18 protein-coding genes and 1 pseudogene are annotated in these 14453 nt (G+C 61.0%); 12 read left to right on the top strand and 7 right to left on the bottom strand.

Features of this window, described 5'->3' with window-relative positions; all coding sequences use genetic code 11:
- Window positions 1-42: 42 nt before the first annotated feature.
- Both N1937_RS13305 and N1937_RS13300 read right to left on the bottom strand, forming a co-directional pair.
- Window positions 43-1695 carry a putative bifunctional diguanylate cyclase/phosphodiesterase gene (locus N1937_RS13305; protein ID WP_260056360.1) on the bottom strand — a complete coding sequence of 551 codons (1653 nt, stop codon included), beginning with the start codon at window positions 1693-1695 and terminating at the stop codon, window positions 43-45.
- A gap of 222 nt (window positions 1696-1917) precedes the next feature.
- Window positions 1918-2796 (bottom strand): LysR substrate-binding domain-containing protein, encoded by an 879-nt coding sequence (locus N1937_RS13300; RefSeq protein WP_017964894.1) that lies wholly within the window; start codon window positions 2794-2796, stop codon window positions 1918-1920.
- Between the two features lie 130 nt (window positions 2797-2926).
- Between N1937_RS13300 and N1937_RS13295 the strand changes: the two genes are divergently transcribed.
- Entirely contained in the window at window positions 2927-3313 is a 387-nt protein-coding gene (locus N1937_RS13295) for an ectoine synthase (RefSeq protein ID WP_162116130.1), read from the top strand.
- 118 nt (window positions 3314-3431) lie between these two features.
- Here N1937_RS13295 and N1937_RS13290 read toward each other — a convergent pair whose 3' ends face one another.
- A complete protein-coding gene (locus N1937_RS13290; protein ID WP_260056359.1) occupies window positions 3432-3905 on the bottom strand; it encodes a DUF4168 domain-containing protein in 474 nt (157 codons plus the stop codon).
- A 315-nt stretch (window positions 3906-4220) separates the two neighbouring features.
- Here N1937_RS13290 and N1937_RS13285 point away from each other — a divergent pair.
- Window positions 4221-4363, top strand: a pseudogene (locus tag N1937_RS13285) (GFA family protein); the annotation flags it as partial.
- 217 nt (window positions 4364-4580) lie between these two features.
- Complete coding sequence (locus tag N1937_RS13280) at window positions 4581-5024, top strand: SRPBCC family protein (RefSeq protein ID WP_064247377.1); 444 nt, start codon at window positions 4581-4583, stop codon at window positions 5022-5024.
- Between the two features lie 37 nt (window positions 5025-5061).
- Here N1937_RS13280 and N1937_RS13275 read toward each other — a convergent pair whose 3' ends face one another.
- Complete coding sequence (locus N1937_RS13275) at window positions 5062-5988, bottom strand: hypothetical protein (protein ID WP_260056358.1); 927 nt, start codon at window positions 5986-5988, stop codon at window positions 5062-5064.
- 133 nt (window positions 5989-6121) lie between these two features.
- The gene (locus N1937_RS13270; protein WP_017964889.1) at window positions 6122-6295 is read right to left on the bottom strand and encodes a hypothetical protein; all 174 of its coding nucleotides are present in this window, start codon (window positions 6293-6295) and stop codon (window positions 6122-6124) included.
- Window positions 6296-6399: 104 nt separating this feature from the next.
- On the opposite strand from N1937_RS13270, the gene N1937_RS13265 reads away from it, so the two are divergent.
- The 3 genes from N1937_RS13265 to N1937_RS13255 all read left to right on the top strand — a co-directional run bounded on the left by N1937_RS13265 (window position 6400) and on the right by N1937_RS13255 (window position 7320).
- Window positions 6400-6825: a hypothetical protein gene (locus N1937_RS13265; RefSeq protein ID WP_260056357.1), complete on the top strand. Its 426-nt coding sequence runs from the start codon at window positions 6400-6402 to the stop codon at window positions 6823-6825.
- Window positions 6826-6908: 83 nt separating this feature from the next.
- Window positions 6909-7109: a hypothetical protein gene (locus tag N1937_RS13260; RefSeq protein ID WP_017964887.1), complete on the top strand. Its 201-nt coding sequence runs from the start codon at window positions 6909-6911 to the stop codon at window positions 7107-7109.
- 1 nt (window position 7110) lies between these two features.
- On the top strand, window positions 7111-7320 hold the full coding sequence (locus N1937_RS13255; protein ID WP_017964886.1) for a hypothetical protein: 210 nt from the start codon (window positions 7111-7113) through the stop codon (window positions 7318-7320).
- Window positions 7321-7413: 93 nt separating this feature from the next.
- Here the strand turns inward: N1937_RS13255 and N1937_RS13250 are convergent, their stop codons facing one another.
- Window positions 7414-8298, bottom strand: coding sequence for an SDR family oxidoreductase (locus N1937_RS13250; RefSeq protein ID WP_260056356.1), 885 nt, complete (start codon window positions 8296-8298; stop codon window positions 7414-7416).
- Window positions 8299-8389: 91 nt separating this feature from the next.
- Here N1937_RS13250 and N1937_RS13245 point away from each other — a divergent pair, with 91 nt between their 5' ends.
- From N1937_RS13245 to N1937_RS13225, 5 genes are all read left to right on the top strand, one after another.
- Entirely contained in the window at window positions 8390-9214 is an 825-nt protein-coding gene (locus N1937_RS13245) for a helix-turn-helix transcriptional regulator (RefSeq protein WP_017964884.1), read from the top strand.
- Between the two features lie 220 nt (window positions 9215-9434).
- Window positions 9435-9617: a hypothetical protein gene (locus N1937_RS13240; protein WP_260056355.1), complete on the top strand. Its 183-nt coding sequence runs from the start codon at window positions 9435-9437 to the stop codon at window positions 9615-9617.
- 5 nt (window positions 9618-9622) lie between these two features.
- The gene (locus N1937_RS13235; protein WP_222312702.1) at window positions 9623-9781 is read left to right on the top strand and encodes a hypothetical protein; all 159 of its coding nucleotides are present in this window, start codon (window positions 9623-9625) and stop codon (window positions 9779-9781) included.
- Between the two features lie 279 nt (window positions 9782-10060).
- On the top strand, window positions 10061-11602 hold the full coding sequence (locus tag N1937_RS13230; protein WP_260056354.1) for an Ig-like domain-containing protein: 1542 nt from the start codon (window positions 10061-10063) through the stop codon (window positions 11600-11602).
- A gap of 197 nt (window positions 11603-11799) precedes the next feature.
- Window positions 11800-12078, top strand: coding sequence for a hypothetical protein (locus N1937_RS13225; protein WP_017964880.1), 279 nt, complete (start codon window positions 11800-11802; stop codon window positions 12076-12078).
- 123 nt (window positions 12079-12201) lie between these two features.
- Here the strand turns inward: N1937_RS13225 and ftsZ are convergent, their stop codons facing one another.
- Window positions 12202-13221 carry a cell division protein FtsZ gene (gene ftsZ, locus N1937_RS13220; RefSeq protein ID WP_017964879.1) on the bottom strand — a complete coding sequence of 340 codons (1020 nt, stop codon included), beginning with the start codon at window positions 13219-13221 and terminating at the stop codon, window positions 12202-12204.
- A 429-nt stretch (window positions 13222-13650) separates the two neighbouring features.
- Here ftsZ and N1937_RS13215 point away from each other — a divergent pair, with 429 nt between their 5' ends.
- On the top strand, window positions 13651-14115 hold the full coding sequence (locus N1937_RS13215) for a hypothetical protein (RefSeq protein ID WP_222291317.1): 465 nt from the start codon (window positions 13651-13653) through the stop codon (window positions 14113-14115).
- The last annotated feature ends 338 nt before the right edge of the window (window positions 14116-14453 follow it).

Raw genomic sequence — 14453 nt, 5'->3', positions numbered from 1 at the left:
AGTTGTCTGGAGCGTCAGATGCCCTCAAAAATCACTCGTTCTTTATACCAGAACGTGGCTCACGGATGTTTCAGCCCGGTTGATGAACTCGCCGATCGCCTCGACCGGAAGCGGCCTGCTCACCAGATAGCCCTGAAGCCTGTCGCAGCCCACACTGCCCAACCATTCCGCCTGAGCCGGAGTCTCGACCCCTTCGGCCGTCACCTGCATGTCAAGACCATGTGCGAGGTTGACGATACAGCGGACGATCGTCTGGCTTTTCGGATCGCTTTCCAGATCGGTGATAAAGTATTTGTCGATTTTGATCGTGTCGAAAGGGAATGTCTTCAGATAACTCAGGGAGGAATATTCGGTCCCGAAATCATCAAGCGAGATTCGTATGCCCAGCACGTTGAGAGTGTTCAACGTATCGATATTGTTGACGGTCCGCTCAAGGAGCACGCTTTCGGTTATTTCAAGCTCCAGACGGTCGGGCGGTAGCCCGACCAGGTCCAGCGTCTGGGACACCCGATCCGTGAGGCCGCTCGTCAAGAATTCAGCCGCGGACAAATTGACAGCGACGATATAGTTCTGCGGCCACTTCATTGCCTCGCGACATGCCTGCTCCAAGACCCAGGCACCTATTTCCGGCATCATTCCATCGGCCTCGGCCATCGGAATGAATGCCGTTGGTGGGATTATTCCAAGGAGAGGGTGGTGCCATCTGAGCAATGCTTCGAAGCCGACAATGCTGCCGCCCTCGGCAATGGGTTGGTACTCTACAGAGAATTGTTGTTGGACCAGAGCCATGCGAAGGCTGCGGCGCAGCAGTTCGCGTTGTTCCAGCAACTCAAGCATTGAGGGATCAAAGGGTCTCGCGCGACCGCGCCCGTCCTTCTTCGCGGCGTAGAGTGCGACGTCGGACGCCTTCATCAGCTGCTCCGGACTTGTACCGTCCGGTGGAGCAGCTGATATGCCGATGCTGGCACCGACAAATAGCGCGATGCCATCTATCGTGAAGGGCTTTTTGAATGCATCAACCAAAGCTTCTGCTAGCTGGTGTCCTTTGGCGGGATGTCCCGGGCCTCTTGATATGACGGTGAATTCGTCACCCGCCAGTCGATAGGCTCTGTCGTCCTCGGTAAGGCACTCTTGAATGCGGCCTGCAGCGAGCTGAAGAAGCTTGTCGCCGGCCGGATGCCCAAGCGTGTCGTTAACGGGTTTGAAATCGTCAAGATCGAGTTGCATCAGGGACAAAGTCTCGTTCGAACCGGCGGTCTCCTGTAGCAATATAGTGAGGTCCTCACTGAACTGGCGTCGGTTCGGCAGTCCAGTGAGTGGATCGTGGGTGGCCAGGTGCAAAAGGGTTGCGCGTTCATCGTCGACAGATTCCTCGGACCGAACTACGGCAAACAGATCTCCGATCCGATAGATCGTCAGTCCGTGCGACGCTGGCGTGCCAAGATTACCCGATATTCGCAAAGGCTGAGCGCTGTCGCCCAATGAACGGAGGGCGAGCGTAATCGCCGATTTGTCCAATTCTGGAAAATACTGCCAAAACGACACTGCTGGTTTGACAGAAGCAGGCAGCTCATTGCCCAGCAAATTCGCGACGGGATTGAAATCGCGGTCAAAGAACAAAAGCCGGTCGATCGAGCTCGAAGCTTTTGACTGTGTTTGTCCGAGCGCCGAGGGGGCCGCATGAATTTTCCGCATGTCCAGGCCCTCCCTAGTCGCATGTAAAACCAGATAATGTAGCAAATCAGATCCCGCACAACCTGTGCACGCCAAGATTTACATTAGGTATTTCTGATTAACAATCCCCAACCTCTGCCCAACTCGCACACGGATGGGCTTATGCCATGTCTTTATTACCGCGACCCATTTGCATCCATCGTCTCGGCGGCGACCCTCTCGACAAACTGAGGGCAGGGGATCTCACGCTCCCGATCCGCACTCTGTCATGAACCAGTCGATGAAGCGGCGCACCGGCTTTTTCGCCCAGCTGTTCGATATGACGTAATAGCCCTGGTTCTCAGCCGTCGCGATGTCGGAAAGCACCAGCAGATCGCCGCGCTCGATCTCCCGGCGGAACACCTCGACTGGGCAGAGCGCCACACCATGCCCGGCGATCACGGCCGTCGCAAGCATGTTGAAATCCTGGAATATCGGGCCTCGAAGCGGCTCCGGCGCTTTCTGGCCGGCCTTGCGGAACCATTCCTTCCAGCCGTCGATGGATTCGTCGTGCAGCAGATCGGTGCCGCCGAGCGAGACGTCGCCGATCGTCCAGTTGCGTTTGGTAATGTAGTGGCGGCTGGCGACAGGCTGGTTGCGGCGGGAGAAGAGCAGGCGGCTTTCCCTGCCGCCGCTCAGATCCTCGCCCATGGTGATGAGCACGTCGAGGCTCTCGTCGTCGAAGCGTTCTTCGGCGCGGGCATAGACGATCCTGACGTCGAGATCGGGGTTGCTTTCCTGGAACGAGGGCAGGGCAGGGACGAGCCAGCGCGATGCGATCGAGGGAATGCAGCCGACGGTGATGGCGCGCATGTCGTGATCGCGTCGCATGTTGCCGGTCGCATGCGCAATCGCCGCCAGCGATCCGGAGATGGCCCGGTAATATTCGCTGCCGGCTGCGGTCAACGCAACGCCGCGGCCCGATTTCTGCAGCAGCTTGCGGCCGAGCCAGTTTTCCAGATGCTTGATTTGATGGCTGATCGCCGCATGGGTGACGTGCAGCTCGTCGCCCGCTTTCGAAAGGCTCATCAGGCGGGCCGTGGCTTCGAAAGCGCGCAAGGCATTCAGCGGCGGCAACTGCATGTGTAAAATTTCCTAACAGATGACGCAGGAATCATCATTTGAAAACGCCGGCCATTTCAATAGCTAATTGTGGTGGGCGATGAAAATGAATCATCGCTACATCTTCAATAATTTGTCAGGAGAATCGGCGATGTTCGTCAGAAATCTGAAGGAGGTGGAACTCACCGAGCGTTTCGTCGACTGGGGCAACGGCACGAGCCACCGCCTGCTGACCAAAGACGACGGCATGGGCTTTACCGTGTGCCATACCGTCGTTCGCGCCAATAGCGAGGCCCTGCTTCAGTACCGCAATCATCTGGAGGCCTGCTATTGCATCAAGGGCGAGGGCGAAGTGGAGGATATGGACGGCAACGTCTTTCCGATCCGGGCCGGCGATATCTACGTGCTCGACAAGCACGACCGGCATTATCTGCGCGGCGGCAAGGATCAGGACCTTATTCTCGTCAGCATCTTCAATCCGCCGCTGGCGGGAACCGAACGGCACGACCTGCACAACAAGAGCGGGTCCGAATATTGAGCGATCCCGTCGTCGCCGTGGCGAGGTGAACAGAGCCCGGCAAATGGCGGGCTCTGCTTCCGGCGCGAACGGTAAGGCGTCCGCTGCCTATTCGTGGCGACATAAGCGCTGCGTTGCCTTATTGCTGCGGCGGCTGCTGCCCCTGCTGCTGTTGTTGCTGGCCCGGGGGCGGCGTGCCGATCTTTTCCAGAACCTTCTTGGCCAGAGCCGGGTCGCTCTGCGCGGCCGTCAGGATCGACGAGTATTCCTCGACGGAGATATCGGGAGAAGCCTGGACGGTATCGACCATCTGCTTCTTGGCTTCTTCCTGCAACTGCTGCTTGGCGGCCTCGTCCTTCGTCGCGCCGATCTTGGCGGAATATTCCTGTCTCACCTTGTCGACCTGCAGATAGGCAACGGCGAAGGCCTCGATTTTCTGATCGCTGACGGGAGCGGTCGCACCGCTGCCGCCGGGCTGTCCCTGCGGTTGCGCCTGCGCCGGCTGCTGTTGCGCCTGGGCCATGTCGACAGCGGATGCCGGGCTGAAAGCAAGCAGACTGAAGACTGCCGCGCTCAATGTTGCGACAGATGTGTAACGAGTGATCATATTCATTCCTCTTCAAGTGCATGATTTGGTTGGCAGCAGGACCGCCTCGGTCAATCGCTCAGCCCTCAAAGGCAGGGCGAGGTCGTGACGATGGAACCTTTAAGAGGGCACGGTGCGGCGATAAGGGGGCGATTTGCTGACGATTGAGCGGCAGCTTTGTGACAGTCGGCTCGTTGGCACGCGTGGAAAATTCCAGTCATTGTCGGACTCTGCGGCCCGGATCTTCGGCGGTGTTCATCGCTTATCTGGATCAGAAATGCCGGCAGGAACGTGGCGACGACTGCCTCGGCGTGGCGGTAAATCTCCTGATTCGTCAGAACGGCCTTTCCCGGCCTCGTCTTCGTAACGCTAAGCAGCCTCGACCGGCCCGAACTGATCGAGCCGGGGTGGAGATGTTCACCCGGCGCCGGCTGGCCTGGGCAAGGCCGCTCGATCTTCCGCAGTTCGAAGGCATGCCCGGTTGAGCCGCGATGCCCTAAAGCGCGTCCCAATCTTTCAGCGTTTTCTCTTGCGCTTTAGGTCTTTGTTTCCACGCATATCGTTATCGCAAAACGGCTGCACACTTTTGCGTGACATGCTTTTAGCAATTTTTCTTGAAGAAAAGTTCGATCCGGTGTCGGATCGGCCAAGCCCCACCCGTCCTAGGTTCGTCCATTCAGTCCATTCAAAAGGATCATGACCATGCCGAGTACCATACGCCTGCACCGCGTTCTGGCGACCAGCCCGGAGAAAGTCTATCGCGCATTCCTGGAGGCGGACGCGCTTGCCAAGTGGCTTCCGCCGAACGGCTTCCTCTGCACCGTGCATCATTCGGAGCCGGTTGTCGGCGGCACGTTCAGAATGTCCTTCCGCAACTTCACGACGGGCAATAGCCACGCCTTCGGCGGCGAATATCTCGAGCTCGTCCCGGGCGAACGCCTGCGCTACACCGATAGGTTCGACGACCCCAACCTGCCTGGCGAAATGGAAGTCACCGTGACGCTGAAGAAGGTTTCGGTCGGCACTGAGGTGGATATCGTGCAGGCAGGTGTGCCTGACGTCATTCCGCCCGAGGCTTGTTATCTCGGCTGGCAGGAGTCGCTTCGAAACCTCGCGAGAATCGTCGAACCCGACATCCAGGAATAGCAAAAGATCGCGCCGGATTGAGTCGATCCGGCTGAGATCATCTGATGGCGCGTTTGGCGAGAGCGTGCCGGGCGGCCGTGGCGCCCCAGTCGTCGGAAAGGTCCTGCCCTTCGATTTCGGCTTCGGCGATCGGGGTCGCGCGGATCAGCGGTACGGAGCCGAAAGGCAGGCCATCGATCCGGCCTGCGTCGCGGCTCAGCATGATGCGGGACATCGGGAGATAATCCTCGGTCAGTCGGCAGAACAGGATGGCGCCGTGCTTCTCGACATCGCGGGCGACGCGATGACCGTCTGCCACGAGGTCTCCGATGTTGATCAACAGGTTCGCCCAGTTTTCGATCCCCGCCGTATCCAGTCTCGCAGCGTCGAATTTCATGAAAAGCTCGCATTCGACGCCGTTCTCCGGCTCGGATATGCCGGCCCAGGGGGTCGACAGCCCGTCAGTGGCAAGTGTCAGTCTTCCCGGCGTGTGGATGGCGAGGATGCGGCGATGCGGGCCGAACCATTTTGTCTGGGCGTGAATATTGGCCGTTCCGCGCTCGACGGCGAAGTCCTCCTGCAGTGTGCCGCGGCTCTGCCAGAAGGCGCGCCGCGCAGCCGCAGCAATCTCGTAGATCGGGTCGTCGGGGCCGCGCGGTACGATCGTCTGGTCATAACTGGTTTCGAGCGCGATCTTCGCCTGCATGAACGGAAATTTCGGCTTCTTCCAGCGGATCACCATCTTGTTGAAACGTGGCCCCTCTGAGGCAGCGAGCTTTTCGACGACATCCGCGATGCTGTCGAGCGGATGCCTGGAATCCTCCGGGACATGCTTTCCCTCGGCATCGAGGTAGCCGCCCCTCCGGGAGGAACGCCCCGCCTGCATCGTGGTGGCGGTCCATTCGCCGCTGACCGCGCCTGCCGGCGCCTTGCCGAGAGCCGGGGCAAGTTCCCGGATCGCATCGTCAATCGAATAGGATGCCACGTCGCCCCTCCGCCTTCGCCCGAAGATCGTATCCCGCGGCCGCTCGGCCGCGACCAGAAGCTAGCGCGGCGGCGTCTCCATTCAATAGCGGCTGGAGCAGGGGGCTTTCCTGGGAGGTGAAACGCACCGGCGATTATTTGCTTCCGTCATTCGGCCGCGCTTTGGCGCTGTCGTTGGTCGTCGACGAGGCAGTTTTTCCGTCCGGTTGCTGCCCGAAATATGTACCGCCGAGATGGCCGCCGGCGCTGGTGTTCTTGACCTGCTGTTCGGCGCGTTTCCGAAGTTCACGAACGTTGGTCTTGCTCATTTTTCGGCTCCATGGTTGAGGTGGACCTCTGATCAACCGATGGCGGACGACACTGTTCCATATTTTCTGCTGGAACCCTTCGTCCTTCGGATGGTTTATCCGCCATGAGATTCCTGGCCATCATCATAGCGGGCCTGGCGCTCGTGGCACCTGCAGCGCACGCCTTCGCGCTCCTGAACAAGATCGGGATGGCGAAGGCGGACTATTTTATCGCGCAGCAGGCCTATGCCGGATGGTGGATCGTCGGTCTGCTCCTGCCGCTGGCGCTCGTGGCCAATATCGGCAACGCCGTGACCCTCAGGGCTGATGGAAGCGCAATGATGTTGTCGGTTGCGGCAGCCGCGCTGATCGCGCTCAATCTCGTCATCTTCATGATCTTCACCCAGCCGGCGAATGCGGCGACGGAGAACTGGACCGTGCAGCCGGAAAATTGGGAAAGCCTTCGCACCCAATGGGAATATTCGCACGCGGTCAATGCCGTGGTCACTTTGCTTGCTTTCTGCTGCGCCACGCTTGCCTCGCTACGATAGAGCGCGCTTCGCGCGAAAGTATTGCCGCGGGAACACTTGCTGGTCTTTTCGGTTTTCCCTGTTCCAACCAAGGAGGAACCACGATGGGCATGACGACACCGAAAGACGGCGCCCCCGGCACGACCGATCAGTCACCCCGCTGGGAAGGGCCGAAGGCAAATAAGCCCCGCGGCTACATGAAGGCCAAGGACGATCCGGATCGCGACCGCGATGCGTATGGCGAAAACAATCGCGACCCCGAGACGAGAGATCTCGGCGACGCGCTGAAGCAGAAGGGCGATTGACATGGGCAATCCGAAAAAAGATGCCACCGGCCAGTTCGCCAAGTCGCGGGCTGACCGGAAGAGCAGCGGCGTCGCCAGCGCCAAGCCGACCGTCATTACCGGCTCCGAGGATGCGACGGTGAACAAGAACCCGCCTGGCAAGAACAAGCCCGAAAAGGATTGGGACATCAATTACGACCCGGCCGACATGAACGAGGGCCGCTCGCGTTAGGCAGCTGTTTTTGGGAAGGCGCTCCCTAATTTCCGACGGGGGCGCCCACCTCTTCCTTCCAGGCCCCGAGCGCCTCAGCAAGGATGGGCTCTCTTAAAAATAGGCCGGATGGTCGATGTCGGCGAGCAGGCCGGGTTCCTGCGGCTGCCAGCCGAGCAGCGCGCGGGTGTGCTCGCTAGAGGTTGGGATCTCGAAGCCGGCGAACATGGCGAACCAGCCGAAATGCTCGGCCGCTTCTTCCCGTGAGAGCGACACGGCGGGCACATCGAGCCGCCGGCCGATGACCTCGGCGATCTGCCTGAAGGGAACTCCCTCTTCCGCGACTGCCAGGAACGGGCCGCCGGCGGCGCCGCGCTCCAGCGCCAGCCGATAGACACGAGCGGCATCGAGCCTGTGCACGGCCGGCCAGCGGTTCTGGCCTTCGCCGATATAGGCAGAGACGCCCTTCTGCCGGGCCAAATCGATGAGGATCGGCACGAAGCCGTGGTCCCCATGGCCATGCACCGAGGGCGGGAGCCGGACGGTGGATGCCCGCACGCCACGCGCGACAAGCGATACCGCGGTGATTTCGGAGGCGCGAGGGTAGGTCTCAGATGTCGGCATAGGCGGATCCTTCTCGGTGCCGACGCGGCCGGGGGCAAAGCCGAGGCCGGCTGTGACCAGCAGCGGATGATCGGAGCCTTGGAGGGCTTCGCCGAGTGCCTCGATGGCGCGCCGGTCGGCGGCGCAGTTCTCTGCGAATTTCGAGAAATCATGGTTGAATGCCGTATGGATCACGGCGTCTGCCTCAGCCGCACCGCTTTTCAGACTTCCCAGATCGTCGAGCGTGCCGTGATGGACTTCGGCGCCGGCAGCGGCCAGTTGATCCGCTCCCTTGTCCGAGCGGGTGAGGCCGAGCACCTGATGGCCAGCGGCGATCAATTCATTGACGACAGCCGAGCCGACCCAGCCGGTGGCCCCAGTGACGAATACGCGCATGTGATATCTCCAGTTTTTGCCGGAGACAGATATCGGCTCTGCCGATATCATGGTAAAGTAGTGACATTATCATGGTATAAAGGCTAACAGGATGGGCGAGTTCGTCACCTCGGATAACCGGCTCGGTACCTATTTGAAGGACCGTCGCGTGCGGCTCGATCCCGCCGCCTTCGGCTTTGCGGGGGAGAGACGGCGCACGCCCGGCCTGCGCCGCGAGGAGGTGGCGAGCCGCGCCAATATCAGCCCGACCTGGTACACTTGGCTGGAGCAGGGCCGTGGCGGCGCGGCGTCTGCCGATGTGCTCGACCGGATCTCTCGCGCGCTGATGCTGACTGATGTCGAGCGCGAGCATCTTTTTCTGCTCGGTCTTGGACGCCCGCCCGAGGTGCGCTACCGCAGGCAAGAGGGGGTGACACCGCGGCTGCAGGGCGTGCTCGATGCGCTGGACCCGAGCCCGGCGCTGATCCGCACCGCGATTTGGGACGTCGTCGGTTGGAACCGGGCGGCAACCGTGCTTCTGACCGATTACGGCGCGCTGCCGCCTGAGGAGCGCAACGTACTGCGCTTCATCTTCCTCGATCCGCGCGTGCGCGCCGCCCAGTACGACTGGGAAAGTGTGGCCCGTTTCGTAGTCGCGGCCTTCCGCGTGGACGCGGCCCGCGCGGGTGCTGCGGCCGAGGTCGAGCCTCTCGTCGATGAACTCTGCCGCAAGAGCCCGGAATTCCTGGCGATGTGGCGGGATAACGACGTGCGCACCCACGGCGAGGGCGCCAAACACATCCGCCACCCCATCCTTGGTCCACTCGCTTTCGAATATTCCGCCTTCCAGGTGGATGGCCGGCCGGATCTCAGCATGGTGGTGTACAACCCGGCGACGGCGGAGGATGCGGCGAAGATCAGGGGATTGGTGGGCTGAGGCGAGGGCGGTTGCTTGAGGGAACCTCGGCAGCGCTTCTATTAGTTGTTGCCGATCCGGGAACTCCCCGCTGTCCCGGTCGTAAGAGTGGCGAACCGTGCGGAACATTTATGGCGAAGGCGAGCCCGGAGGGAAACCGAAGGGCACCTTCCGACCATCAACGACCGTTGATCGGCGATTTCTTTCGGGCGAAAACGTTTCAAGCATATAGGAGGACATCATGGAAGACAGAGAGCAGCGGTCGGACAAGATGGCCGGGACGCCAGACAGACACCCGGGCCGTGAGCCGCCGATCCGAGAATCGAGCGAGCAGCAAGGCATGGCGCCCAGCGTCTTTGACAAGGACCGCGTCATGCCCATCGGCAAACCGGGCGTCAGAGTCAAAGACGACAAGAAGGGGTGATTGGCTTGCCTGATGCCGGTAAACCCGCACGCAGCGGGATGATGATTTTCGTGCTCGTCATTTTCGTCGTCGCTATTCTCCTGGCGCTCGGATATCTGCTGTTTGCCCATCCCGGCGAGGCGCCGTCGAACGCGCCGGCCGTCCAGTCTGCTCCGACCCAGTAGCAGCGTGTGCGTCCGTGTCGGAGGTGATCGGCCGCCGACATATCTCACAAGCGCCGGTAGCCTCCGGCTTCGGCGCCTCGGGAGGAGGCTGTCTTCAGCTTTGACGTGACGTCTTCGGCCGTCCCTCAAGCCAAGTTAGAGCCAGGGCGAAGCCCTCCGAACGTGACAAAGCTGTGAAGTTCTAAATTACTACTCCTGCTAGAAAATTTGTTGACCGAGCCGATCTCAGCTGCTTTCCTCCCGATAGACCAAGGCGAATGGATCTTGAAGGAGATATCCATGACAGTGCTTGCAAAACCTGTGGCGGTCGATGATGTCAGCAGCGCTTCCGAGAATGACGTGATCTCGGGCAATCTGCTGGATATTGATCTGGCCGGCGGCTCCGGCAACATGTTCCTCAACTTCTTCGATGGCGAGCGAGTTCTTGCCAAGACGGCCGGGCAGGTCACCGATATCGAGGGTGAATACGGCACGTTCCACGTCAAGGCCGACGGCTCTTACACCTATACGCTGAACGAGGCCGCCAAGGCGGGCTTCGTTGACGGAATGATGCTGACGGAGACGATCGGCTACAAGATTTCCGACGGCGCCGGCAATACCGATTTCGGCCATTTCAAGCTCGACATTCACGGAGTCACGAGCCCGCCGATCGCGGTCGACGACGCCTTCTCCTTCCACGAAGGAAGCGAGATGGCCCGCAACGTGCTTGCCAATGATCACCCGGGAGAGGCGGGCACGCTCTTCCTGCGTTCGGTCGAGGGCACCAGCATTCCTGCCGGTCAGGGGCAAGGGCAGACGACCGACGTGGCGGGTGAATTCGGCACCTTCCATTTCGCAGGCGATGGAAGCTTCACCTACGATCTCGACCCGGCCGTGAAGGCGGGCCTCGATGATGGCGAGCACGTCACCGAGAAACTCCAATATTACAAGGTCTCCGACGGCGCCGGTCACGCGGATGCCGGCGTGATCACTCTGACCGTCGACGGCGTGACGGACGGGAAGTCGTTGAACACCCATCATGTCGAGGCCCAGGCGGATGTGGTGCGCCCCTTCCTGGACCATTACGAACTCCAGGGGGTCGCGATCGATCCGCTAACTGGCAAGTATTACGTCAGTTCCGGCCATGGTTTCCCAGATGGTCCCATGGTGAGCATTTACGACAACGCCGCGGCATTTGAAGCCGACCATGCCAGCGGCGCCATCTCTCTCGGCGACTATGACAAGGGCGAATATGACATCGGCGGAACCTATTTTTCTGTCCGCGGCGGCGAGATCATCGGAAGAACCAACGAGGCGAGAGGCCTGGAGGATCCTTTCCCCGATCAGACCTATCTCGCAAAGTGGGATGCCGCAGACGGATCGTCCGATCGGCGGGGCAACCCAATCCCGGGCCTTATCGGCGAGAATTGGGCGGGTACGTTCGACTGGGGTGGATTCACGGCCGTCAATACGATGCAGGATTCGACCGGCATTTACGTCGTCGGCCGCATCAATGATTCCACCTGGCAGGTCTCCAAAATCGATCCCGAAACGCTGAGCCCGATCGAATCCAAGACCTTCGCCGCCGGCGGGCTCGGCTACGGCTTTGCCGTCGACGGCACGTTCTTCTTCGGCGATTCCTCCAGCAGCGAGCATATCGGCACGGCCTTCGACTTCGAAACCGGGGTCAAGACAACGGTTGACGTCAACATTGCCATACCGGGAGACGACTTGATCACCAACGTGGTCTATGACTCAGCGGTAGATAATCTCTACATCACCAACACCGGGATCGACGAAATTTCCGTGGTGCACAATATCTCGGACGTCCTGTTCGTCTAGCGCATGATGCCGAAAATGCGCGCTTTTCGGAAAGCACGCGTCTCCGGCTGCCCCGGCGGCAAGAGCGGCGGGCCGTGCGGAACAAGGATGGCGGCCGACGCCTTCAGCGGCCGCGTGGACCGGTTTCGGCCGATGATTTGGAACCATGATCCCGCCGTACTGTTTAACTGGAAGGCGCCGAAGCGCCGATAACGGGGATGCCGATTGCCGGCCAACCCGGTAATGACGATCGGCCTTTCGGTTCACCTATGGAGGAACACGACATGCAGACGACCCGATCGAAAGAACTGGCGGACGAATACCTGCGGCTTGGCGGCAAACGGCTGGCGAAGATCGATGACAATATCGTTAAAATCCGCCACTGGGAGGATGACACGCCGGAGGCCGAGGCCTTCTGGCAGAAGCACATTGAGCCGCTGGATGACAAGCGCCGCGTAGAGGTCGAAACGCACCTTCCCACGATCAACGACAGGTGATCGCGAATCAACGACTGGTGATCGCTGCGATTTCCTGGAGCGCATGACATTGAAGCACGACAGCGTTGCGCGTCTGAAAAGACGCGGCAGGCTGTCGTGCTTGGATATGTCGCGCCGCTGCGCTTACTGCAGCGTGCGCGTCTGGATCTGTTCGGCGGCGTGAGGCGCGGATGCGGGCAGCGGGCTGCCTTCCAGACCGGTCGCCACGACCGAGACGCGAAACTTGCCGTCGAGGCTGCGATCGAAGATCGCGCCGACGACGATGTCGGCGTCTTCCTGCACTTCGTCGCGAATGCGGCTTGCCGCCTCGTCCACTTCGAACAGCGTCATATCCGAACCGCCGGAGATCGAGATCAGCACGCCCCTGGCGCCCCGCATCGAGATATCGTCGAGAAGCGGGTTGGCAATTGCCGCTTCCGCCGCCTTCATCGCGCGGCTCTCACCGGAGGCTTCGCCGGTACCCATCATCGCACGGCCCATGCCTGACATGACCGACTTCACGTCGGCGAAATCGAGGTTGATCAGGCCTTCCTTGACGATCAGATCAGTTATGCAGCCGACGCCGGCATAAAGCACGCGGTCGGCCGTCATAAAGGCATCGGCGAACGTCGTTTTCGCATCGGCGATGCGGAAGAGATTCTGATTCGGAATGACGATGACCGTATCGGCCGCCTGGCGAAGCGCCTCGATGCCGATTTCCGCCATCCGCATGCGGCGGTTTCCTTCGAAGGTAAAGGGTTTGGTGACGACGCCTACCGTCAGGATGCCGGCGGCACGCGCAGCGCGGGCGATGACCGGTGCAGCACCGGTGCCCGTTCCGCCGCCCATGCCGGCGGTGACGAAGCACATATGCGACCCGGCCAGGTGATCCATGATCTCATCGAGCGACTCTTCGGCAGCCGCATGGCCGACCTCAGGCAGCGAACCGGCGCCGAGACCCTCGGTCACATTCGCGCCAAGCTGGATGCGGCGCGTCGCCTTGGAGGTGGCCAGCACCTGAGCATCCGTGTTTGCGGCGACGAATTCGACGCCTGCCAGCTTTTCCGCGATCATATTGTTGATCGCATTGCCACCACCGCCGCCGACGCCGATGACTGTAATATGCGGCCGTAGTCCAGAAATGCCGCTCTTGGCGTCCGACATCGCGCTCTCCTTTGATGCTTCGTTCATGCCCACCCTCGTTTGCGGACGGCGAATCGTGTGTCAGGATACGCGAGCAACAAGGCAGAGGCGAGGCGAAAGACGCCTCGGGAATTCGGGATCGTCGAGCGTCGCCTCAGTCATTCGCGTGTTGGAGCGCGCGGCGGCGTTTCCACCCGCACGGAAAACAAGGCTGCGGCGGCATCAGCGCGTCGTCGTGCTCGCGGCCGTCACAGTCCAGGGACGCTTCGACGACGGCTTCTTGCATGCGAGCCACCTTGTTCGCGAGGATGGACGAACCGAAGCGCTGCGTCTGCCGAAAGGTCCCCAGACGATTTGCAGATTTCGATCACAGGCGCTGACAGGCGTGAACCAAAGCCGCGCTGCGGTGTTTACCCACGCAGTTGATATCTACGACACAGGAACGTTCCCATGCAAAGACTTCTTCTCTCAGGCATTGCCCTCGCCGCGCTCTCCGGCGTCGCTTTCGCGCAACAAACGCCCATCCCGCCATCGGCCGGCACACCGCCCGCCGTGCCCGAATCCAGCACACCGCCTTCGCCGCCGCCAGCGCCTCCATCTGCCTCCGGTGATGATGGGTCGACGATGGATGGGCCGACGATGGACCGGCCGGACGCGAGAGAACGTCCCGATGGCCCCGATCGCCAATGGCATGGCCCGAGAGGCGAGATGGGCTTCCGCGATGACGGCGGCTTCCGTGGCGACAGGGGCTTCCGCGGTCATCACCCGATGCTCCCGCCGCCCTCCAAGGCGGCGCATTTCCGCATAGAGGACGGCAACACCAGGATCGACCTCAAATGCGCCGAGGACGAACCGATGAAGGCCTGCGCCGATCTCTTGCTCCAGGTCATGGACCGCCTGCAGGGCCAGGACTGATCGTATGCGCGTGAGGCTGATGCCGCACGAGGATGCTGTCGCCGCGTCTCGCGGGCGGCTTTGGAGGTTATCGGAGGCGTCACTACGACCTGGATCGTAATGATCGGCGAGCGCATGACACACGTGCCGCCGCTCCATCCGCTCGCAATGCTGGGTCGATCCAGCGGCGCGGCGGCCGATCTGGGTCTGCCGGCCCTGTGTCGCCTCTCGAGGCTACATACAGGAGGACATGCTCGACGGCGGCATCGTCGTCAGCGCCAGCGCCATGCATGTCGAGATCAGGCAAGTGCGGTGACGCTGTCGTTTTGACAGCGCACCGGCCGGGCCGAAGGTATTAT

Source organism: Rhizobium sp. WSM4643 (genome assembly GCF_025152745.1).
GTDB lineage: Bacteria > Pseudomonadota > Alphaproteobacteria > Rhizobiales > Rhizobiaceae > Rhizobium > Rhizobium leguminosarum_I.
The sequence above is the reverse complement of the archived record's forward strand: the minus strand, read 5'-3'. Positions and strand labels throughout refer to the sequence as shown.